This window comes from Micromonospora tulbaghiae (assembly GCF_900091605.1).
Classification (GTDB): Bacteria; Actinomycetota; Actinomycetes; order Mycobacteriales; family Micromonosporaceae; genus Micromonospora; species Micromonospora tulbaghiae.
This window is the reverse complement of the sequence record NZ_FMCQ01000003.1, coordinates 122,495-142,621: the sequence shown is the minus strand read 5'-3', so window position 1 is coordinate 142,621 and position 20,127 is coordinate 122,495. Positions and strand designations below refer to the sequence as shown.

16 protein-coding genes, 1 tRNA gene and 1 other RNA gene are annotated in these 20,127 nt (G+C 71.3%); 5 read left to right on the top strand and 13 right to left on the bottom strand.

The annotated features are described in order from the left end of the window. Positions 1–6: 6 nt before the first annotated feature. The 3 genes from GA0070562_RS09585 to GA0070562_RS09575 form a co-directional block, all read right to left on the bottom strand. Entirely contained in the window at positions 7–4,233 is a 4,227-nt protein-coding gene (locus tag GA0070562_RS09585; protein WP_091418816.1) for a LamG domain-containing protein, read from the bottom strand. Positions 4,234–5,619: 1,386 nt separating this feature from the next. Then, positions 5,620–5,692: transfer RNA gene (locus tag GA0070562_RS09580), tRNA-Ala, on the bottom strand. A gap of 90 nt (positions 5,693–5,782) precedes the next feature. Then, positions 5,783–6,373, bottom strand: a complete 591-nt coding sequence (locus tag GA0070562_RS09575; protein ID WP_091418814.1) for a YqgE/AlgH family protein — start codon at positions 6,371–6,373, stop codon at positions 5,783–5,785. A gap of 149 nt (positions 6,374–6,522) precedes the next feature. On the opposite strand from GA0070562_RS09575, the gene GA0070562_RS09570 reads away from it, so the two are divergent. After that, complete coding sequence (locus GA0070562_RS09570; protein WP_091418812.1) at positions 6,523–7,323, top strand: S-methyl-5'-thioadenosine phosphorylase; 801 nt, start codon at positions 6,523–6,525, stop codon at positions 7,321–7,323. Between the two features lie 109 nt (positions 7,324–7,432). Beyond that, positions 7,433–9,025, top strand: coding sequence for a benzoylformate decarboxylase (gene mdlC, locus GA0070562_RS09565; RefSeq protein ID WP_091418753.1), 1,593 nt, complete (start codon positions 7,433–7,435; stop codon positions 9,023–9,025). 3 nt (positions 9,026–9,028) lie between these two features. Here mdlC and GA0070562_RS09560 read toward each other — a convergent pair whose 3' ends face one another. The 9 genes from GA0070562_RS09560 to pruA form a co-directional block, all read right to left on the bottom strand. Beyond that, complete coding sequence (locus tag GA0070562_RS09560; RefSeq protein ID WP_091418750.1) at positions 9,029–9,973, bottom strand: hypothetical protein; 945 nt, start codon at positions 9,971–9,973, stop codon at positions 9,029–9,031. A 41-nt stretch (positions 9,974–10,014) separates the two neighbouring features. After that, complete coding sequence (locus GA0070562_RS09555) at positions 10,015–10,440, bottom strand: hypothetical protein (protein WP_091418748.1); 426 nt, start codon at positions 10,438–10,440, stop codon at positions 10,015–10,017. Positions 10,441–10,620: 180 nt separating this feature from the next. Next, positions 10,621–10,996: a transfer-messenger RNA gene (gene ssrA / locus GA0070562_RS09550) on the bottom strand. Positions 10,997–11,099: 103 nt separating this feature from the next. After that, on the bottom strand, positions 11,100–11,579 hold the full coding sequence (gene smpB, locus GA0070562_RS09545; RefSeq protein ID WP_030271124.1) for an SsrA-binding protein SmpB: 480 nt from the start codon (positions 11,577–11,579) through the stop codon (positions 11,100–11,102). 133 nt (positions 11,580–11,712) lie between these two features. After that, positions 11,713–12,588 carry a permease-like cell division protein FtsX gene (ftsX, locus tag GA0070562_RS09540; protein WP_091418746.1) on the bottom strand — a complete coding sequence of 292 codons (876 nt, stop codon included), beginning with the start codon at positions 12,586–12,588 and terminating at the stop codon, positions 11,713–11,715. A 65-nt stretch (positions 12,589–12,653) separates the two neighbouring features. Next, positions 12,654–13,334, bottom strand: a complete 681-nt coding sequence (ftsE, locus tag GA0070562_RS09535; RefSeq protein WP_013284225.1) for a cell division ATP-binding protein FtsE — start codon at positions 13,332–13,334, stop codon at positions 12,654–12,656. Positions 13,335–13,452: 118 nt separating this feature from the next. Beyond that, positions 13,453–14,574, bottom strand: coding sequence for a peptide chain release factor 2 (gene prfB, locus GA0070562_RS09530; protein ID WP_091418744.1), 1,122 nt, complete (start codon positions 14,572–14,574; stop codon positions 13,453–13,455). A 155-nt stretch (positions 14,575–14,729) separates the two neighbouring features. After that, positions 14,730–15,245 (bottom strand): PadR family transcriptional regulator, encoded by a 516-nt coding sequence (locus GA0070562_RS09525; protein ID WP_091418742.1) that lies wholly within the window; start codon positions 15,243–15,245, stop codon positions 14,730–14,732. A gap of 135 nt (positions 15,246–15,380) precedes the next feature. Then, positions 15,381–17,009: an L-glutamate gamma-semialdehyde dehydrogenase gene (pruA, locus tag GA0070562_RS09520; RefSeq protein WP_091418739.1), complete on the bottom strand. Its 1,629-nt coding sequence runs from the start codon at positions 17,007–17,009 to the stop codon at positions 15,381–15,383. Positions 17,010–17,382: 373 nt separating this feature from the next. Between pruA and GA0070562_RS09515 the strand changes: the two genes are divergently transcribed. Beyond that, a complete protein-coding gene (locus GA0070562_RS09515; RefSeq protein ID WP_091420178.1) occupies positions 17,383–18,390 on the top strand; it encodes a hypothetical protein in 1,008 nt (335 codons plus the stop codon). Between the two features lie 8 nt (positions 18,391–18,398). Here the strand turns inward: GA0070562_RS09515 and GA0070562_RS09510 are convergent, their stop codons facing one another. Then, a complete protein-coding gene (locus GA0070562_RS09510; protein ID WP_091418737.1) occupies positions 18,399–18,908 on the bottom strand; it encodes a DUF6912 family protein in 510 nt (169 codons plus the stop codon). A 195-nt stretch (positions 18,909–19,103) separates the two neighbouring features. Here GA0070562_RS09510 and GA0070562_RS09505 point away from each other — a divergent pair, with 195 nt between their 5' ends. Continuing rightward, positions 19,104–19,331, top strand: coding sequence for a helix-turn-helix domain-containing protein (locus GA0070562_RS09505; protein WP_013474124.1), 228 nt, complete (start codon positions 19,104–19,106; stop codon positions 19,329–19,331). Positions 19,332–19,426: 95 nt separating this feature from the next. Beyond that, complete coding sequence (locus tag GA0070562_RS09500) at positions 19,427–20,005, top strand: Rv3235 family protein (protein WP_091418735.1); 579 nt, start codon at positions 19,427–19,429, stop codon at positions 20,003–20,005. The last annotated feature ends 122 nt before the right edge of the window (positions 20,006–20,127 follow it).

Here is a 20,127-nt window from a genome sequence, read left to right as displayed (position 1 = left end):
CTCCGGTCAGGCGTGGGCGAAGGTGCCGAAGAGGTCGGGGTCGACCGTGGAGGTCCAGACGCGGACGTCGTCGACGATGCCGCCCAGGTAGTTGGAGCGGGTCCCGCCGGTCAGGGCGAGACAACCGACTCGCAGCGGGGAGGACCCGGGCCACAGGGAGCCGGTCAGCGTGGCGCCCTCACCCTGCGGCTCGCCATTCACATAGAACGTGAGCTCGTTCGTCAGCCCGTTGAAGACCGCCGCCACGTGCGTCCAGGCGCCGGCCGCCGGGGCGGCCAGCGAGCGCACCTCCGCGGTCGGCGCGTCCGCGGAGTCACCGCCGGTCATCACCACCCGCAACCGGCCGACGCTGGCCGCGTACTCGATGAGGAAGCGGTGCCTGACGCTGCCCGACTGCGACAGCAAGGTGCGGTTGCCGGTCAGGTCGTCCAGCGATACCCAGGCTGCGACCGAGAACGACTCGTTCGCCTGAATCACCGGCGCACCGGTCTCGGCGCACGAGCCCTCGTCGAGGGCCAGGCCCAGCGCGCCGCTACGGCTGGCGAACCGGTCCTGCTCCCAGTGCGGCTCGCCGGAGACCATCGAGAGGTGCCTGGCGTTGCCGGAGCGGTCTTCCAGGTTGGTCGGCTCCTCGGCACGCGGCCCCTCCAGCGGGTACCAGGCCTGCACACTGACCGGCGGGTTGGCGTTCTTCACGGCGGCCGCCGCGGCGTCGGTGAGCGCGCCGCGCCACACTTTCGCATCGGTGATCGCGCCTCGGAAGAAGTCGTTGCGCGCGCCGGCGTACTTGGCGCAGCCGAGGCTGAGCACACCGGACGCGTTCCAGTTCGCGCCGGTCGACCGCACCACGGACGCCGCCTTCGCGCCGTTCACGAACAGCGACATCGTCCTGGTGGTGGCGTTGTAGGTGGCGGTCAGGTGCGTCCACTTGCCCACCGTCGCGGCGAACGCGTCGGTGCTGCCGCCCGCCCACTCCGAGGTCGAGGTCTCGGAGTCGGAGGCCTTCATCATGAGCGCCCAGAACGGTACGCCGGAAGCGTTCGTGCGGGCGCCGAGGAACAAACCGCTGACCCGGTTGCCGTCGGTGCCGATGATCGTCTGGTTCATCGCGCTCGGGTCGTCCAGGCGGGCCCAGACGGCGAGCGTGAACGACTCGTCGCTGCGGATCACGCTGTGCTGCGTGGTGGCGCACCGGTCACCGCTGACGTACCAGGCGGAGCCCGGCCGGCCGTACGCGTCGTCGGTCCACTCCATGGGGACCGTCGGCGCCGGAGTCGGCTCCGGAGTCGGCTCCTCGGACGGATCCGGCGACGGCTCCTCGGGCACCTCGGGGCTGCCGGTCGGGTCCGGCTCGCTCGGGTTGCCGGTCTCGGTCGGCTCGGGCGCCGGCTCCTCGCCCGGCGGCGGGGTCGGGCCACCGCCCGGGCCCGGATCGGGTGCCGGATCGTCGGTGACCTCGGGCTCCGGGGTCGGCTCGGGCGTCGGCGGCGTCGCCGGGGCGGGCACGGTCAGCGTGTGGCCGTGGTCGCTGGTGTCGTCACCGGTGCCGCGCAGCTTCCAGGCCGCAGCGACACCGGCCGGCAGCTCGTCGCGCGCCGCCGCGATCTGCGCGTCGCTGAGCAGGCCGCTCCACACCGCGACGTGGTCCACCGCGCCGATCAGGTGCGCATTGGTCACGCCGACGGAACCGCCGCAGCCGACCAGGGTGCGGGCGGTGCCGCGCCACGGCAGAGCGCTGATCGCGGTGGTCGCCTGTACCGCGCCGTCCACATAGAGCCGCAACGTCTTGCCAGCCGGGTCGACCGTGGCCGCCACATGCTGCCAGCCGTCCAGCGTCGGGGAGGTGGTCCCTCGGGCAATCGTCCAGGTCCCCGTCTCCGAGTCGGCGTTGGTGATCGCCGTCTCCCAGCGGTCGCTGGCCTGGTGGTAGGAGAGCGTGAAGGCCGGCGCGTTGGTGCCGGCAATTGCCAGCACGGTGCGGTTCGACCCGGCCGCCTTGCTGGTCAGCTTGACCCAGGCCGCGGCGGTGAACGGCGCGTCACTGCGCACCACCGGGATGGTGGTGGCGCAGCCCGTGCCGGTCAGGTTGAGCGCGGTGCCGCCGTGGTTCAGCCGGTCCGCCGAGTACGTCGGCGTGCCGGAGACCGTCCATCGCAGGTCCTTCTCGGTGGCCGACTCCCTGATGTTGCCCTCGTCGTCGGTGGTGCCGGAGTCGTCACGCAGGTTGCCGGTCATCCGCCAGACGGCCATCGGCTCGACCGGTGTGACTCGCCCGGTGAAGATGTTGTAGATCGCCCGCGACGAGTAGTTGAGGGCGTTGTCCCGGGCCCACACGTAGACCTGTGTCTGGCCGCTGTCCGGGGTGAAGGTGACCTCCGCATTGCCGGCCGACGCCGCGACGTTCGACGACTGCACGTCGACGCCGATGCCGTAGTCGAAGCGTCCGACGCCGGAGAGCGCGTCGGTCGACGAGAAGGTGAGGGTCACCGGCTTGCCCAGCTCGGGCGTCGGGGTGCCGGCCTTGCGGGCGATCACCGGCAGGGTGGGCGGGGTGTGGTCCTGCCGGAAGTAGCAGGTCTTGCTCCAGCCGGTCTTGTCCGTGCCGTCGGTGGCGTAGACCTTCCAGTTGTAGCTTCCGTCCTGGAGCACCGGGGTGGTCCAGGACGCCTCCTTGCCCGAGGCCACCGCGGCGGAGGTGTAGTCGGCCGGCACGGTCGGGCCGTTCACGTCGAAGACGAGCCGCACCGAGTTGTCGGCGTCGGTCGCCGTGGCGTACAGGGCCGGGGTGCTGTCGTTGATCCAAGGACCGGGCGACGCGGCGCAGTTACCGCCCGGCGCGGTGCGCACCGGCACCGGCGAGGTCGGCTTCGACTGATACTCGACGATCAGCTTGATCTTGCCGCGCTCGGCCTTGACCCAGTGGCCGCCGCTCTCCGTGGGCACCCGCAGGCCGAACGTGATGCTGCTGAAGTTCTCGTCGGCATGCCGCTGCACGTGGGTCTTCACACCGCTCGCGTTGAACTTGACCCAGGCCGGCTTCTGGCCGCTGCAGCCGCTGTTCACCTTGACCGTCTTGGTGTGGATCGCCTTGCCGTGCAGCCACTTGCCCTTCATGCCGTTCCAGGTCGGGGTGTTGCCGTCGATGGCGTTGGTCTGCCAGAGCGCCAGCGACTCACCGGCGCACCAGGCGCTGTGCGTCAGGTAGGCGTCGACGCTGGGCGTATTGATGACCCTCTTGCCCCTGAGCGCGCTGACGTCGAACTGCATGTGCGCGCGCCACACGTCGCCGTAGTTGTCGTAGTTGGACCCGATCCGGATGACCTCACGCGGCCAGGCGTCGCCGGAGACCCACTTGGTGTCCGGCCGGGAGTCGTTGACCGGTATCCACTTCGCGTAGTACTTCGAATAGGTCGGGTCGATGTAGACGGGATACGTCGACTGCGCCGACAGCAGATCCTCGTCGACGCTGACCGTCAGTCTTTTGTCGACAATCCGTACGTCCAGATCGGACCGGCGGGCGAACTCGCTCGGCGCCTTGGCGGTGGACGGCTCGGCCACCCGCAGCGGGGCGGGTTCGCCGGGATCCAGCCGACGGTTCGCGGCTGTCTGCGGCTCGCGGACCTGCCGGGTCGAGTCCCAGGCCATCGCCTTGGGAGCGCCGGCGATCACACCGGCCGGGCCCTTCACGACGATCTCGTCGTTGGTCTCGGTCACGGTCGCCGAGCCGCCGATGACGTATGCGGTTTCGCGCACGTTGGGGTTTGCGGCGGCCTGGGCGCTCTTCACCACGAGCACGTGCGAGAAGCCGCCGGGCACGGCACGCACCATCAGGTCCACGCCCGGGTGGACCTCCGGGTACGTGACCGAGTCCTCGCTGACGACGCCGGCTGGCAGCGGCGCGGGCCAGGTCAGCGTGAAGTCGGCGCCGCCCTCGCGGTAGGTCGCCAGCGGGCCGGTGCCACCGGTCGAGAACGACACGTCGGCCGCGGCCCTGGGCCGGAGCCGGCCGTCCGCGCCGCGCTCGAGGTTCGTGTCAAGCGCGATCCAGCGGTCGTTTCGCTCGACGCGCTGCGGCTCGAGGTAGGTCTCCAGAGAGAAGTCACCGCTGGGCAGGGCGACGACCTTGGTGGTCTCGTCGGCTTCGGCGAGGACCTCGACGGGCTTGTCACAGAGCTTCGCGAGGCGCTGTGCCGCCGCCTCGGTCTCGGCAGCCGGCTCGCTCTCGGCGGCCACTCCGGACGGACAAGCCGCAGCATGAGCGGCGGTGGGTGGTGATGAAGCAACCGAGAGTAACGTCGCCAGGATCGCCAGAGTGGCGCCCTGCGCGATGCGGGCATGCGCCATCGTCATTTGTGCTGCTCCCCCGTGAACCATGCGGTGAACTCGTTCTCGCGCAGGGTTCAGCGGTTGCCCATCTGCCCCCGTACGGCAAAGCGCGTGGGCAGATGGTAGGAGCCACTGGTGACCTTGGTCAATGAGCTTTCTTCACCTGACTGGCGCTGCTCCTCGATCAGACCCTCGCCCGTGTGCACCGGCTCTGACACCTGCGACACCGACCGCGGACACCGCCGCCGCGCGATCCGCCGCTGCAAGATCTGACGATCTCCACCGGCACCGGACCGAGGCCACGGCCGCCCTCCGCAACGCCGCAATCGGCGCCATGCGCCTGGCCGAGGTCACCAATATCGCCGCCGCCAACCGGCATCACGCCCGCGACAGCACCCGGCCGCTGGCACTGTTCGGCATCACCTAACGACTCTGCCGGGGCCATGGTCCCAAGCCGGGCAACACTCGTGCTCGACGACGTCTTCGACGAGTCGTAGCTCCGTCATCGGGCTGCGAACGCCGTACGGAAACTGCACAAACGCACCAGCGAAGGCTCACCGGCGATGGTGGCGGTGTGGTTCGCATGGTGGCACCTCCAGCCCACGGAACTTTCTGACCTGCCGTTTCGTGGCGGCGTGTGTTCACGATGCGAACCATCGCCGTGGTATCTGGAGGAACGGTGGACGCCCAGCGCATTTGGTCAGGCTTGCCGCCATGACGACGCTGCCGTTGGGGGAAGTGAAGGCCGGCTCTCCTGCGGATACCATTCGCCGTCGCGCCTCGGCCGCGCCTGCTGCCGCCATTGTCGGATCGGTTCAGCGCCCGGCGGGGCACCTATCGGATCATCTGCCGCATTGACGACGACAACCACACCGTGACTGCTGTGGAAAGTGCTTATCGAATTGACGTCGCTCATGACGCCCCTGGCTCCGTGACCGATCGCGTCAAGGCATTCAGGGCGGTAGGTGCCGTATCGATGAGCGTGGCTGACGAGGCGACGGCCCTTGAGGCTGAGGTGGAGCAGCGTACGGACGAGCGCCACCGAGAAACCTCATCGACCGCTACCACACGGCAAGTCGAGAACGGCACCATGGACGACGCCACCGCCGGACCCCGCATCCGCGAACTCCGCCGACGACTCGCCCAACTCCGAGCCCGTCATCGCCGAAGTTCAACTCACCGACCAGGGAGTCGTACCCGCGTTCAAGATCCCCACCGACACGACAATGCCCCCGCCCGAAACGGACGGGGGCACCTCAGGAGTACCACCGGTTCGCACAATGGTGCGATCGGTGGAGCCGAGGGGACTCGAACCCCTGACCCCCACACTGCCAGTGTGGTGCGCTACCAGCTGCGCCACGGCCCCTTGCGTTCGCGCCCGGTCGCCCGGGCACGGGAAGAACTATACACACGCCGCCCCGCATGGTCATCTCGCGGGGGTCCCCCACCGAGGGGGTCAGTTCAGCGCCACATCCGGCGGGAAGTGGGCCACCGCGGCCATCATGCCGCCCTGCCGGCGCAGCACCATCGGCCAGAGATCATCCGGCCGGTCGACGAAGGCGTCACCGGGCAGCGCGTCGAACACGAACCAGGAGCCCTCCTCGATCTCGCGCTCCACCTGCCCGGCGCCCCAGCCGGAGTAGCCGGCGAACACGCGGATCCCGCCGACGGCCTCGCGCAGCTTCTCCGGGTCGACGGAGAGGTCGATGGTGCCGACCGCGCCGGAGACGCGGTGGAAGCCCTTGACGGGCCGGACGGGGTGCCGCATCCGGGCCAGGCAGATGGCCGAGTCGGGCTGCACCGGCCCGCCCTCGAACAGCACGGCCGGGTCGCGGGCGAGGTCGCTCCAGTCGCCGAGCACGTCGGCCACGGAGACCTCGGTGGCCCGGTTCAGCACCACCCCGAGGGCGCCGCCGGGTTCGTGGGCGACGAGCAGCACGACCGTACGGTCGAAGTTCGGATCCTTGAGCCCTGGTGTCGCGACCAGCAGTCGTCCGGTCATCGACTCCATGGCTCGGCCACCGATCGCCTGCCCCTCACTCTGCATGTCCGACACCCGTCAGCCGTGCGCCCGTACGGGCTCGCGGCCGTCGACCGTCCACCCTGTCAACGCCATGTCACGCACCATAGCCTGCGTCCGGCCCGCTGGTTAAGGTCTGACGGGCGGGTGATCACGACGGATCGAGGGAGGGCCGGATGGCGGCGCAGGCCGAACTGGCGGTGATCGGCGGGTCGGGTCTCTACGCCCTGCTCGACGGCGTGGAGCACGTGGTGGACACGCCGTACGGCGAGCCGTCGGGCCCGATCACCGTCGCCGAGGTGGGCGGTCGCCGGGTGGCGTTCCTGCCCCGGCACGGCCGCGATCACCGGTATCCGCCGCACCTGATCCCGTACCGGGCCAACCTGTGGGCGCTGCGGTCGCTGGGCGTACGCCAGGTGCTGGCACCCTGTGCGGTCGGCGGGCTGCGGCCGGAGCTGGGCCCGGGGACGTTCGTGGTGCCGGACCAGTTGATCGACCGCACCAGCGGGCGCGCACAGACCTACTACGACCGGGGCGCGGTGCACGTGTCGTTCGCCGACCCGTACTGCCCGGCCGGGCGGCGCACGCTGCTGGACACGGCGGCCGGTCGCGGCGTGCCGGCGGTGGACGGCGGGACCGTTGTCGTGGTCGAGGGTCCGCGCTTCTCGACCCGGGCGGAGTCGCGCTGGTTCGCCTCGATCGGCGGCACGATCGTCAACATGACCGGTCACCCGGAGGCGGTGCTGGCCCGCGAGCTGGCGCTCTGCTACACGTCCATCGCGCTGGTCACGGACCTGGACGCGGGCGTCGAGGCGGGCGAGTCGGTCACCCACGAGGAGGTGTTCCGGGTCTTCGCGGAGAACACCGACCGGCTGCGCGGGCTGCTGCTGGAGGCTGTGGCCGCGCTGCCCGCCGAGCGGGAGTGCGGGTGCGGAAGCGCGCTGGACGGGATCAAGCTGCCGTTCCCGCTGCCCTGAGCACGGGAAGCGCCCGAAAAGTCGCCTTCGGCCCGATAGATTCGGCTGGTCGGGAGACTGGGCACCGGGCCGGCTCCGGCATCCGCGTGCGAAACGGAGGCAGCCGGCGATGGCGACGGTGCGGGAGGCGACCTACGACCTGCTGCGCGCGCTCGGCCTGACCACGGTCTTCGGCAACCCCGGCTCGACCGAGGAGCCGTTCCTCCAGGAGTTCCCGGCCGACTTCCACTACGTGCACGCGCTCCAGGAGGCGTCGGCGGTCGCCATGGCGGACGGCTACGCCCAGGGCACCGGCCGGCCCGCGCACGTCAACCTGCACACCGCGCCGGGCACCGGCAACGGCATGGGCAACCTGGTCACCGCCTGGCACAACCGGACCCCTCTGATCGTCAGCGCCGGCCAGCAGACCCGCGAGATGCTGCTGATCGAGCCGCGCCTGGCCAGCCCACGGGCGGTCGAGCTGGCCCAGCCGTACGTCAAGTGGGCCCACGAGCCGGCCCGCGCGCAGGACATCCCGGCGGCCTTCATGCGGGCGTACGCGTCGGCGGTGCAGCCACCGGCCGGCCCGGTCTTCCTCTCCCTGCCGATGGACGACTGGGACCGCCCGGCCGACCCGCCGCCGCAGGTGCGTACCGTCGCCACCCGGATCGCGCCGGACCCGGACCGGCTGCGCGGCTTCGCCGAGGCGCTGGCCGCCGCCCGCGCCCCGGCGCTGGTGCTCGGCGCGGCGGTGGACCGGTCGGACGCCTGGCCGGACGCGGTCGCGCTGGCCGAACGCCTGGCCGCCCCGGTCTGGGCCGCGCCGGCGCCGGAGCGGGCCGTGTTCCCCGAGCGGCACCCGCACTTCCGGGGCGTGCTGCCGTACGCGATCGGGCCGCTCTCGGAGACGCTGCGCGGCCACGACGTGGTGCTGGTGGTGGGCGCGCCGGTGTTCCGCTACTACCCGCACGTGCCGGGCGACTACCTGCCCGGCGACGCGCGGCTGCTGCACGTCACCGACGACCCGGACGAGGCGGCGCGCGCCCCGGTCGGGGAGAGCCTGCTCGGCGACGCCGGGCTGACCATGGCCGCGCTGCGGGAGCTGCTGCCGGCGACCGACCGGCCGGCGCCGTCACCGCGACCGCAGCCGGCCCCGCCCGAGCCGGCCGACCCGCCGAGCGCCGACGCGCTGTTCGCCGCGCTCGCAGACGCGTGGCCGGCGGACGGGGTGCTGGTGCAGGAGTCGCCGTCCAACCTGGCCGCGCTGCGCCGCCGGCTGCCGATCGAGCGGCCGCGCTCGTACCTGACGATGGCCAGCGGCGGTCTCGGCTTCGGGCTCCCGGCGGCGGTCGGCATGGCGCTCGCCGAACGCGACACCGGGCGCGGCCGCCCGGTGGTCACGGTGGTCGGCGACGGCTCGTTCCACTACTCGGTCCAGGCGTTGTGGACGGCGGCGCGGCTGCGGCTGCCGCTCGCCGTCGTGGTCCCGGTGAATCAGCAGTACGCGATCCTGAAGGCGTTCGCCGACCTGAAGCACACCCCGGGCGTGCCGGCGCTGGACCTGCCCGGGTTGGACGTCACGGCGGTGGCGCACGGCTACGGCTGTGCCGGTGGGGTGACCACGCTGGACGGGCTCGGTGCGGCGCTGACCACCGCGCTCGCCGCGGACCGGCCGACCGTGCTGCCGGTGCCGATCAGCACCGACGTGCCGCGGATCCTGTGAGCCTCAGCCGGGCCGTACGGTCAGCGGGGCGCCGCTGGCGGCATCCAGCACGGCCCGGCCGCCGAGCGGCGCGTTGAGCGTGACGCTCACCGGCTTCAGCACGAGCTGTGCGGTGCAGGTGCCGGTGGACGTGACCACGGCGCCGCCGATCACCACCACGTCCGGCCGTTCCAGCACCAGCGGGGTGGGTGGACCGTCGCAGGCGCCGACGCCGAGCAGGTAGTCGACGCGGTTGCCCTCGACCGCCCGCAGCTGCTGCGCGGACACCAGACCGTTCGGCAGCGGCTCACCGGGCACCGCGCCGCCGGGGACCCGGCCGGTCACGCGCGGCGCGACAGCGATCCGGGCCACGGGTACGGCCAGCTCGTCCACGGTGAACAGCCAGGCGGGCACCTCGGCGCGGCCCCGGCTGGTCCACACCGGCGCGCTGCCCAGCCGTACCTCGGTCACGGTGAGCGGGACGCACGGCGTCGGCGCCGAGGTCGACACCGGGTCGTTCGGGCCGGGCCGCCCGGTCGGGGCCGGGTCCGGCGCGGCCGGGCGCCCGTCGCACGGCGGCGGGTCGCCTTGGCGGAGCTGGGCGTACGCGTCGGCGGCGCTCACCAGCGGCACCCGCAGTGTGCCGTCGGGGAACCGGATGGTGCCGTCCTTCGGCACGGCGGCCGGGATCGCGATCTGGTCCCGGTACCAGCCGGCCCCGAACGCCACCTTCGTCTCGTCGGTGAAGCCCGGGTCGCCGGTGAGCACTGTGGGGTCCTGGAGCGGCACGTACCCGTCGCGCCAGCCCGGCCCGGGCCGCCAGCCCGCGGCCACCTCCTGCGCCCGTTCGGTGAACGCGGGCCGCTGGTCCGGGCCCGCCGGCGGGGCCACCCCCGGATCGGCGCCGGGCGTGGCGCAGGCGGAGAGGGCCAGCAACGGGATACCGAGCAGGGCGAGCACGCGACGCATGCCGGTTGGACGCGGGCCCGTCCCGGCCGGTTCCCCCGGGCTCAGTCCTCGCCGCCGAGGTCGGCCTGGTACGCCTCCCAGAGCAGGTCGGCGCCGTGGCGCCGGTGCCGGTCGAGCGCGCGCAGCAGGTCGCGGGTGCGGGCCCGCACCTCCGCGGCGGACACCCCGGGTAGGCGTACGGCGTGCTGGAGCGCCGCGAGCGCCGCGCTGATCGCGGCGTGCTCGCCGACCAGCAGGCGTACGCCCCGGTCCAGCCGGGGCGCGGCGCGCACCAGGTCGGCGTAGTGCCCACCCGCTCCCTCGGTGACGCGGACGTGTTCGGTGAAGCCCCGCCGGACGGGGTTCAGATCGGTGAGAAGTCGCTCCCGCCAGCGCGGCCCGGTGGCCGGCGCCCGCCCGAGGGCGCGTAGGTCACCGGCGGCGCTCGGGAGCACTGCGGTCGGCTGCTGGATCGGACTGGTGACCATGGGACACCTCCCGCTGCTGGGTGCGAACCCGTATGGCGATGGTGGACCCGGTTCGGGGACCTGTCCAGCCGTCGGGGCCGCCTCATCTGCCCCGTCTGCAACAGCCGCCCCAAGAGGTCTCAGCGACCCCAGACACGACTGTGCGCCCCGGTCCGGGTGGACCGAGGCGCACAGGTCGTGTGGTGGAGGTGCCGGGAATCGAACCCGGGTCCTTCGCCGGTTTGTCAGGGCTTCTCCGAGCGCAGCTCGCTATGCCTCTACTCGGCCCCACCGCTCACGCGAGCAAGTTGGTGTGACGGGCCCAGTCGCTGATTGATCTCGCCGCACGGACCCCGCGACCGGGTCCGGTTGGCCAGCCTTCTAGCTGATGCCGGCTAACTGGGTCGAAGGCGCTCCCAGGCCGACAGACTTGCTACTCGCCTCAGGCGGCGAGAGCGAAGTCAGCGCGATTGTTCTTGGCGCTTATTGGTTTCCGACGACCGATTCTCGAGACGACGTCGGCTTCCTCGGCTCGCTTCCCCTGTCGCTGCGTACGAAGTCGAAACCAGTCACCCCCTCGTAGCGCTGCCCCTGTCGGCAGCACACCAAGCCTAACGCCTGGCGCAACCGGATTCATCCCGAGGCCCACTCGACGCGGGCAGCCGGACGAACCGGACGTATCACTCACCCATGCCCTTGCCGCGCCGGCCCACCGCCCGGGCGATCTCCCGGTCGGCGTCCCGCTTGGCGAGGTCCTGGCGCTTGTCGTACGACTTCTTACCCCGGGCCAGGCCGATCTCCACCTTGGCCCAGCCGTCGGAGAAGTAGACCTGCAGCGGCACGAGCGTCAGGCCGCTCTCCTTGAGCTTGCCCAGCAGCCGGTCGATCTCCAGCCGGTTGAGCAGCAGCTTGCGGGTACGCCGGGGCTCGTGGTTGGTCCACGTGCCCTGCGCGTACTCCGGGATGTGCATGGCGTGCAGGTAGATCTCGCCGTCGCGCTCCTGGGCGAACGCGTCCACGAGCGACGCCCGCCCGGCCCGTAGGGACTTGACCTCGGTGCCGGTGAGCGCCATGCCCGCCTCGTACGTGTCGAGGATGGCGTAGTCGTGGCGTGCCTTCTTGTTGGAGGCGACCACCTTGCGACCCTTTTCCCGTGGCATCGGCGCCACCCCCTTCCTGATCGACTCGCCGGCCACCGGCCGGCGAGCGGAGATCATGCTACCGGAACCACAAGGGCCCTCCCGCGCCGTTTATTCCGGCGCGGGAGGGCCCTTGGCAGAGCCGTACGGGCGACTAGACCCGCAGGTAGAAGCGGAGCGTGACCCAGGCGGTGACCGCGCTGACCACGCCACCGACGGCGGCCATCAGCGGGAAGGTCAGGAAGATCTCGGACCAGGAGATCGGGGTGATCAGGCCCTCCAGGGCGGCCATCGAGCTGCCGGCCGCCACCACCTTCACCCCGATCAACGCGAGCAGGCCGAGGATGGAGCCGAACAGACCGGCCACCACCGCCTCCAGCACGAACGGCGCCTGAATGAACCAGTTCGACGCGCCGACCAGCTTCATGACCGCCACCTCGCGCCGCTTGCTGTACGCGGCGACCTGGATGGTGTTCGCGACGAGCAGCAGGGCGGCGATGGCCATCACGGTGGCGATCGCGAGCGCTCCGTTCTGGAAGCCGCTCAGCACGCCGAAGACCTTGTCGAGCAGCTTGCTCTGGTCGACGATCGTGTCGATGCCCTCAGTGGCCTTGTACTTGTCGTAGATCGCCTTGTACTGCTCCGGGTCGTTCAGCTTGACCCGGTACGACTCGGGAAGCTGGTCCGGCTTGACGGCGCTCACCAGGTCCGGGGCGTCGGCGTACATCTGCTGGAAGCGCTCGTACGCCTGCTCCTTGTTGACGTACGTCGAGTCCTTGACCAGCGGGTCCTGGCCGAGCTGCTGACCCAGCGCGTCGACCTGTTCCTTGGTGGCATCGGTCTTCAGGAAGATCGAGACCTCGACGTTCTCGTAGTAGAGGTCCTTCATGTCGCCGACCTTCTGGTAGAGAAGGCCGCTGCCGCCCAGCATGAACAGCGACACCGCCATTGTGATGATCATGGCGATGGTCATGGTGACGTTGCGCCACAGCCCGACCAGTACTTCGGACAGGACGTACTTCATCCGCATCGGGATATTCCTCCGGCTCTCCGGCGTGAGGGTTCGTCGTCAGGGTCTACGGAACGTCGTCCGGCTCAGCCGTAGACGCCGCGGGCCTGGTCGCGCACGATGCGGCCGCTCTCGATCTCGATCACCCGACGCCGCATCTGGTTCACGATGTTGGAGTCGTGCGTGACCATCACGACGGTCGTGCCGGTGCGGTTGATCCGGTCCAGCAGGCGCATGATCTCGATCGAGGTGTCCGGGTCCAGGTTTCCGGTGGGCTCGTCGGCCAGCAGGATCAGCGGCCGGTTGACGAACGCCCGGGCCACCGCGACACGCTGCTGCTCACCACCGGAGAGCTCGTGCGGGTAGCGGTGCTCCTTCCCACCGAGACCGACCAGCTCCAGCACCTCCGGCACGACCCGGCGGGCCACCGCCTTCGTCTTGCCGATCACCTCCAGCGCGAACGCCACGTTCTCGTACGCGGTGCGGTTCGGCAGCAGGCGGAAGTCCTGGAAGACGCAGCCGATGGAACGCCGGAAGTGAGGTCGCTTCCAGGAACGCATCGAGGTGACGTCCTTGCCGTTGACGACGACCCGGCCCTTGTTGGGCGTGACCTCGTGCAGCAGCAACTTGATGATGGTGGACTTGCCGGAGCCGGATGGACCGATGAAGAAGACGAACTCGCCCTTCTCGATCGAGACGGACACGTTGTCGAGCGAAGGCCGGGACGCCTTCGGGTACGTCTTCGTCACTTGCTCAAGCTGAATCACGGGTCGGTAGTCTACGCGGTGTAACCGCAGAGCCAAGCCCCCAGCCCCGCCGAAGCGGTGCGCGTCGTCGATTTACCCGGTCAGACCGAGATCGATGACGCGCTCAGTCCGACCGTGATCACGCACTGTCAGCGCTGAGCTGCTGCTGCTTCCGCCAGCGGATTCCCGCCTCGATGAAGCTGTCCAGCTCGCCGTCGAAGACCGAGGACGGATTGCCCGTCTCCTGTTCGGTACGCAGATCCTTCACCATCTGATACGGGTGCAGGACGTACGAGCGCATCTGGTCGCCCCAGGAGCTGGTGCTGCCGGTCTTGAGGCCGGCGAGCTTCTCCTCCTCCTCCTGCCGCTTGCGCTCCAGCAGGCGGGCCTGGAGCACCCGCATCGCGGAGGCCTTGTTCTGCAGCTGGGACTTCTCGTTCTGACAGGTGACCACGATGCCGGTGGGGATATGGGTCAGCCGCACCGCCGAGTCGGTGGTGTTGACGCTCTGCCCACCCGGCCCGGACGACCGGTAGACGTCCACCCGGACCTCGTTCTCCGGGATGTCGATGTGGTCGGTCTGCTCGGTGACCGGCAGCACCTCTACCCCGGCGAAGCTGGTCTGCCGACGGCCCTGGTTGTCGAACGGGCTGATCCGCACCAGCCGGTGCGTGCCGGACTCCACGCTCAGCGTGCCGTAGGCGTAGGGCACCTTCACCGTGAAGGTGGCCGACTTCAGGCCCGCCTCCTCGGCGTACGAGGTCTCGTAGACCTCGGTCGGGTAGCCGTGCCGCTCGGCCCAGCGCAGGTACATCCGCAGCAGCATCTCGGCGAAGTCGGCGGCGTCCACGCCACCGGCGCCGGCCCGGATCGCGACGAGCGCCTCCCGCGAGTCGTACTCGCCGGAGAGCAGCGTGCGGACCTCCATCTCCTGGATGGCCTTGGTCAGCCCGGCGATCTCCGTCTCGACCTCGGTCAGCACGCCCGGGTCGGACTCGGCCTGGGCCAGTTCGAGCAGCACGCCGGCGTCGTCGAGCCGGGAGCGCAGGTCACCGAGCTTGGTGATCTCGCCGTTGACGTACGACAGCTGCGACGTCACCTGCTGCGCCTTGGCCTGGTCGTCCCAGAGGTCGGGCGCGGAGGCCTCCTGCTCCAGCCGGGCCTTCTGCTCGCGCAGCTTGTCGAGGTCGAGCACAGCCTCGATGTTGCGCAGCGTGGCGTCGAGTTCCTTGAGCTGTTCGGCGTAATCGGCAGCGGTCACGACAGACAAGACTACCGGCGCGTGCGAGGAGTGAGCTTGCGAGCCCCGCAGTCACGCGCAGAAAGTCGGCGCTGCGCGTGCGAGGAGTGAGCTTGCGAGCCCCGCAGTCACGCGCGAAAAGACTGCTGCACGTTCCGTCTACCTGTTGCAGGTGGTCAGCCGACCGGCGAGGACTTCAGCCAGGACAGCGCCGCCTTGTGGTAGGCGACGGCGAACTCCAGCGCGCTGGCGTCGTAGCTGTCGCCTTCCTTCTTGGCGTTCTTGACCTGCTCCCGTACCGCCGCCAGCGCCTCGGTGTGGTACTCGTTCGCCGTGGCGTACAGGTTCTTGAGCTGGCTCGACGAGTGCAGGTTGCCGAACGCGATCCGTAGCGCTATCGGGTTACGGATGGTGTCCTTGCCGGGATTCTCCGCCAGCCAGCGGGAGAATGTCCGTTTCCCGGCCGCCGTCAGCGCGTACGGCTGGCTCATCCGCGGCCCGGGCTTGCCGAGTCGCACCAGACCCTTCTCGGCCAGGACCGGCAGCTCCCGGTAGACCTGACTGCGGGTCATCGACCAGTACGGCGCCAGCCGGCGCTCAGCGGCGGCCATCAACTGGCCGCCAGTCATCGGGCCGTCGTGCAGCAGACCGAGCAGAGCTGCTGCCGTCGGGTTGACTCCGGATTCCGCCATGCCCTCTAAGCTGCCACTTTGTCGGCTCTGGCGTCCAGGATTTGCTCATTTCGGCACCCGATGACGGGTCCGATGTGCACTGTCGGATGAGGAAGAGGGCCCGCCCCGGCCGGGACGGGCCCTCTTCCGGGCGTCTCAGCCCATGTGCGGGTAGGCGTGATCGGTCGGCGGGACGAACGTCTCCTTGATCGTCCGGGGCGACATCCAGCGGACCAGGTTGTGCCAGGAACCCGCCTTGTCGTTGGTGCCGCTGGCCCGGGCGCCGCCGAACGGCTGCTGCCCGACCACCGCGCCGGTCGGCTTGTCGTTGATGTAGAAGTTGCCGGCGGCGTACCGCATCTTCTCCGCCACCTGGTCGACCACCCGGCGGTCGGTCGCGAAGATCGACCCGGTCAGCGCGTACGGCGCGATCGACTCGGCCTGGGCGACGACCTCGTCGAAGCGGGCGTCGTCGAAGACGTGCACGCCGAGGATCGGCCCGAAGTACTCGGTGGTGAACGTCTCGTGCGCGGCGTCGGAGCACTCGAACAGCGTCGGCCGGACGAAGTAGCCGACCGAGTCGTCGGCGGTGCCGCCGGCCAGGATGCGGCAGGAGTCGTCGCCCTTGATCAGCTCCAGCGCGGCGGTGTGCCGGCCGAAGGCCTTGTCGTCGATCACCGCGCCGCCGAAGTTGCCGAAGTCGGTCACGTCGCCGTAGGTCAGAGAGTCGGCGGTGGCGGCGAGCCGGTCACGCAGGCCACCCTCCCAGATCGACCGCGGGACGTACGCCCGCGAGGCGGCCGAGCACTTCTGCCCCTGGTACTCGTAGGCGCCCCGGATCAGCGCGGTGTGCAGCGCGTCCACGTCGGCGCTGGTGTGCGCGACCACGAAGTCCTTGCCGCCGGTCTCGCCGACCAGCCGCGGGTAGCCGCGGTAGCGGGCGATGTTGTCGCCGACTGTCTTCCACAGGTGCTGGAACACCTTGGTCGAGCCGGTGAAGTGGATGCCGGCCAGATCCGGGTCGGCCAGCACCACCTCGGAGACCTCCTCGCCGCGCCCGGTGACCATGTTGATCACACCGGGCGGCAGGCCGGCGGCCTCGAACAGGCGCATGGTGAAGTGCGCCGCGAACTGCTGCGTCGGGGACGGCTTCCAGATCACCGTGTTGCCGAGCATGGCCGGCGCGGACGGCAGGTTGCCGGCGATCGCGGTGAAGTTGAACGGGGTGATCGCGTAGACGAACCCCTCCAGCGGCCGGTGGTCCAGGCGGTTCCAGACCCCGGGCGAGGACAGCGGCTGCTCGGCCAGGAGCCGCCGGGCGAAGTGCACGTTGAACCGGAGGAAGTCGATCAGCTCGCACGCCGCGTCGATCTCGGCCTGGACGGCGGTCTTGGACTGGCCGAGCATGGTGGCCCCGTTGAGCGTGTCCCGCCAGGGGCCGGCCAGCAGGTCGGCGGCGCGCAGGAAGATCGCGGCCCGCTCCTCGAAGGGCAGCGCCCGCCACATCGGAGCGGCGTCCTTCGCGGCCCGGACCGCGGCGCGGGCGTCGTCGTGGGTGGCGTGCCCGGTGACACCGAGGACGTGGGCGTGCTTGTGCGGCTGCACCACGTCGATCGACGCACCGCCGGCCATCCGTCGCTCGCCGGCGATCGTCATCGGCAGCTCGATCCGCTCGGCGGCCAGTTCGGCCAGCCGCCGCTGGAGCCGTTCCCGGTCGGCGCTGCCGGGCTCGTAGGTGCGTACCGGCTCGTTGACCGGCTCGGGTACGGAGAACACGGCGTCCATCACAGGCTCCTGGCGATCTCGACGGCGACGGCGAAACCGGACCCGCGGGCGCCGGCCGGCGGCCGGACGCCGGACACCGCGGGGTCAGCGGCGGCGGGACCTGGCCCGATTCTGTCACGAGACGCCCCTGCGGGCCCCGGCTCCCCGCTACACCGGACAGCCCGGCCGTCTCCGGACCTTCGGCCGCGGCCCACCCACAACCGACGAAACATCGGAGTACGGGATGACGAGTCGTTGATCCTTCGGCGACCGTCGTCCGAGGGCGACCCGCGCCCCGCCCGCCCGGGCGGCGGCGGCACGCCGCGTACGCTGGATGACCGGTGACCTGCCCGGCCCGGCGCGGGGCGATCCGGCGACCGTCGAAGGGGAGACGATGAGCAACCAGCCCGGCAGCTCCACGGCCGCGGAGACGGACGAGCCCGAGGCCGTCGAGCCGTCGGCCGGCGAGGCGAGCACGGACGAGGCCGCCTCGACGGGGCGCCCGGAGTTCGCGCCCGGTGCCATCGTGCTCGCCCTGGTCTCGATCGGCTGGCTCGCCGCCATGCTCTGGTCCACCCGCGAGGCCATCCACTCGACCGCCGCCGGCGTCACCGCGATCAGCCTCTCCGCGTACGCGCTGCCCGGCGTCATCACCGCGGCACTGGTCACCGGCGCCACTGTCGCCCTGCTCGCGACCAACCGGCTGGGCCGCGCCACGGTGCGCTTCCTGACCGCCGTCGGTACCGGCCTCCTGGTCGGGCTCGTCGCCGCGGTGGCGATCAACCTGACGTACGCGGACAACGCCACCACGAACACCATCGCCGGCACCGCGGCGGCGGCAGCGATCATCGGCGGGGCGATGGCCGGCGCGCGCCAGGCCCGGGTGGTGGCGGCGATCGCCCTCGCGACGCTCACCGCGCAGATCTTCGTGGTGCTGTTCAGCCGCGCCCGCGATCCGCTGTCCGAGCTGTTCGGCGCCGGGGAGACCCAGCAGTCGGTGCTCGACGCCGCGAAGTGGGTCTCGCGTACCGAGTCGCTGCTCGCCGGGTTGCTCGCCGGCCTGGCCGCGTACCTCTATCTCGCCTGGTCCCGCCGCCGGGCGGAGCGCCGCGACGGCGCGGCGTCGCCGCTGCGCTGGCCGGCGTACCTGGTCGCCGGGGCGGGCGCGGGCCTGCTCCTGCTGCTCACCGAGGTGATCATCCGGATCGGCGGCCGCGGGCTGCTCGACCTGGCGGCCGCGCTCAGTGAGGCCGACGAGGTGGCGCAGACCGCGCTGGGCACCTCACGGGTGGACAACGGCATCTGGGTGCTCTTCGTGGGCGCGCTGACCACGCTCATCGTCTTCGGACGCACGCTCGGCCCGCGCCCCGTGGACGACGACGAGGACGAGCCGGCGGCCTGAACCGGCCGTCAGCCGGCCTCGCGCAGCAGCAGGTCCAGCTCGGTCACGTCGTACCACTCCAGTTCGTGGTCCTCGGCGCCGTCGACTGTGAACTGGGCGTCCGGGTCGCCGGCCTGGGCCTCCACCACCACGTCGACGGCCGCGGCCACGTCCTCGACCGCGTCCGCGCCGTCCACGTGCAGCGCGGCCACCGACTTCACCGGCACCGGCCCGGCCGGCCGGACCACGCTCGACCCCAGCTCGCCGTTGACCCGGCCGACCGCACGGGCCGGCAGGTCGGCCGAGACGACCACCCGTCGCCGGGGCGCGGCGGGGTCGTTCCGGAGCAGGAGCAGCGCGTCCTGGGCGGCCCGGGTGAAGGCCACGTACTCCAGTTCCTCCTCGTCGCCCTCGGCGTACCACTCGCGCAGCTCCGGGGTCACGGCGTGCGCCGCCTCGGCGCTCAGCCCCTCCTCGCGCAGCCGGGCGAGCATGGGAACGGTCGCCGGCAGGTACACCCGGACAAGCTCGTCGGTCACCTGTTACTCCCACACTCAGGCCGATCGTCGGCGGACGCCGACTCCGGGCGCCGATCATGCCGTACGCCGAGACCGTCATACACCCGGCACCCGCGCGGGTGAAGTGTCCCGCCGGCGTTTCTCCCGAACGAGTGCGCGGCGATGTCACCAGGTGATGGCAAACTGAAGCAAACGCAATCAACCCCGGGAGTCACCGTGGAGTCGAGGTTCCTGTTGCTGTCCGACGTCGCCGCCGAGCTGAACGTCTCGGACTCGCAGGTCTACCACATGGTCCGCAGCGGCGAACTGCCCGCGATCAAGATCGGCGGCCGGGGACAGTGGCGGGTCGAGCGCGCCCGGCTGGAGGAATACATCGAGCGCAAGTACGCCGAGACCGCCGAGTGGGTACGCGGCAACCCGCTCGGCGAGCGCGACGAGGAGTGACCGCCCGGGGACCGCCTGCCATTGACGACGGCCGCCCTAGTCCGGGAAGATGAGAGCCTGTCGGAGGCAAACGAAGGCAAACGCAAGGATTCGAGATGGTCGACACCCGCCGTCCCCGAGCACCCCGCCCGCCGGTCCGTCTCCGGCCCGCCCCGCCGCTCGACCCGCCGTGCACCGACGAGGAACCGCTCTGGAGTCCCGTCGGTCAGCTCACGCTCGACCTGGCCGACCCGCGTCGCCGTGCCACCGCACGCCCCGCCGGCCGCGCCCCGGACCCGGCACCCGCCTGGCCCCGCTGGTCCGGCGCGCAGGCATCAGCCCTCGCCTCCGCCACACCCGAGGGAGCGCGGGCGGCGCACCGGTTCGTGCGCACCTTCCTGGAGATCGTGAACGGCTTCCGCCCACCCGGCCAGATCCGGCCGCTCTGCCTGCCCGAGTCGGCCGGCCCGGTGGCGGCCGAGCTGACCCGCGCGGCCCGCCGGGTGACCCCGGTCCGCCGCCGTACCGCCCGGCCGGCGCTGCTGCTGCGACGCCTGCGTGTGTGCGAGCCCCGCGCGGGCGCGGTCGAGGCCACCGCCGTGTTCGCCGGTGCCGGAGGCGCGAGCTGGGCGGTCGCGATACGCCTGGAACGCCGCCGAGGCACCTGGCTGTGCCAGGTTCTCGACGTCCTCTGAGCCCGGTCGTCGCCTCCCCGACCTGGCTCGACGCGCCGCGGCCACCCGCGCCGATCTGTGAGCGGGCGTAGTCAACCGGCGCCCGGCTCCCGGCTCCCGGCTCCCGGCTCCCGGCTCCCGGC

Bases quoted from the DNA above. Each gene is read 5' to 3' on its own strand.
- GA0070562_RS09515 (WP_091420178.1), top strand. From the start codon at position 17,383: ATGAGCAACCAGCCCGGCAGCTCCACGGCCGCGGAGACGGACGAGCCC.
- smpB (WP_030271124.1), bottom strand. From the start codon at position 11,579: ATGCCACGGGAAAAGGGTCGCAAGGTGGTCGCCTCCAACAAGAAGGCA.
- GA0070562_RS09500 (WP_091418735.1), top strand. From the start codon at position 19,427: ATGGTCGACACCCGCCGTCCCCGAGCACCCCGCCCGCCGGTCCGTCTC.
- GA0070562_RS09570 (WP_091418812.1), top strand. From the start codon at position 6,523: ATGGCGGCGCAGGCCGAACTGGCGGTGATCGGCGGGTCGGGTCTCTAC.
- GA0070562_RS09525 (WP_091418742.1), bottom strand. From the start codon at position 15,245: ATGGCGGAATCCGGAGTCAACCCGACGGCAGCAGCTCTGCTCGGTCTG.
- pruA (WP_091418739.1), bottom strand. From the start codon at position 17,009: ATGGACGCCGTGTTCTCCGTACCCGAGCCGGTCAACGAGCCGGTACGC.
- GA0070562_RS09555 (WP_091418748.1), bottom strand. From the start codon at position 10,440: ATGGTCACCAGTCCGATCCAGCAGCCGACCGCAGTGCTCCCGAGCGCC.
- mdlC (WP_091418753.1), top strand. From the start codon at position 7,433: ATGGCGACGGTGCGGGAGGCGACCTACGACCTGCTGCGCGCGCTCGGC.
- GA0070562_RS09560 (WP_091418750.1), bottom strand. From the start codon at position 9,973: ATGCGTCGCGTGCTCGCCCTGCTCGGTATCCCGTTGCTGGCCCTCTCC.
- ftsX (WP_091418746.1), bottom strand. From the start codon at position 12,588: ATGCGGATGAAGTACGTCCTGTCCGAAGTACTGGTCGGGCTGTGGCGC.
- GA0070562_RS09575 (WP_091418814.1), bottom strand. From the start codon at position 6,373: ATGCAGAGTGAGGGGCAGGCGATCGGTGGCCGAGCCATGGAGTCGATG.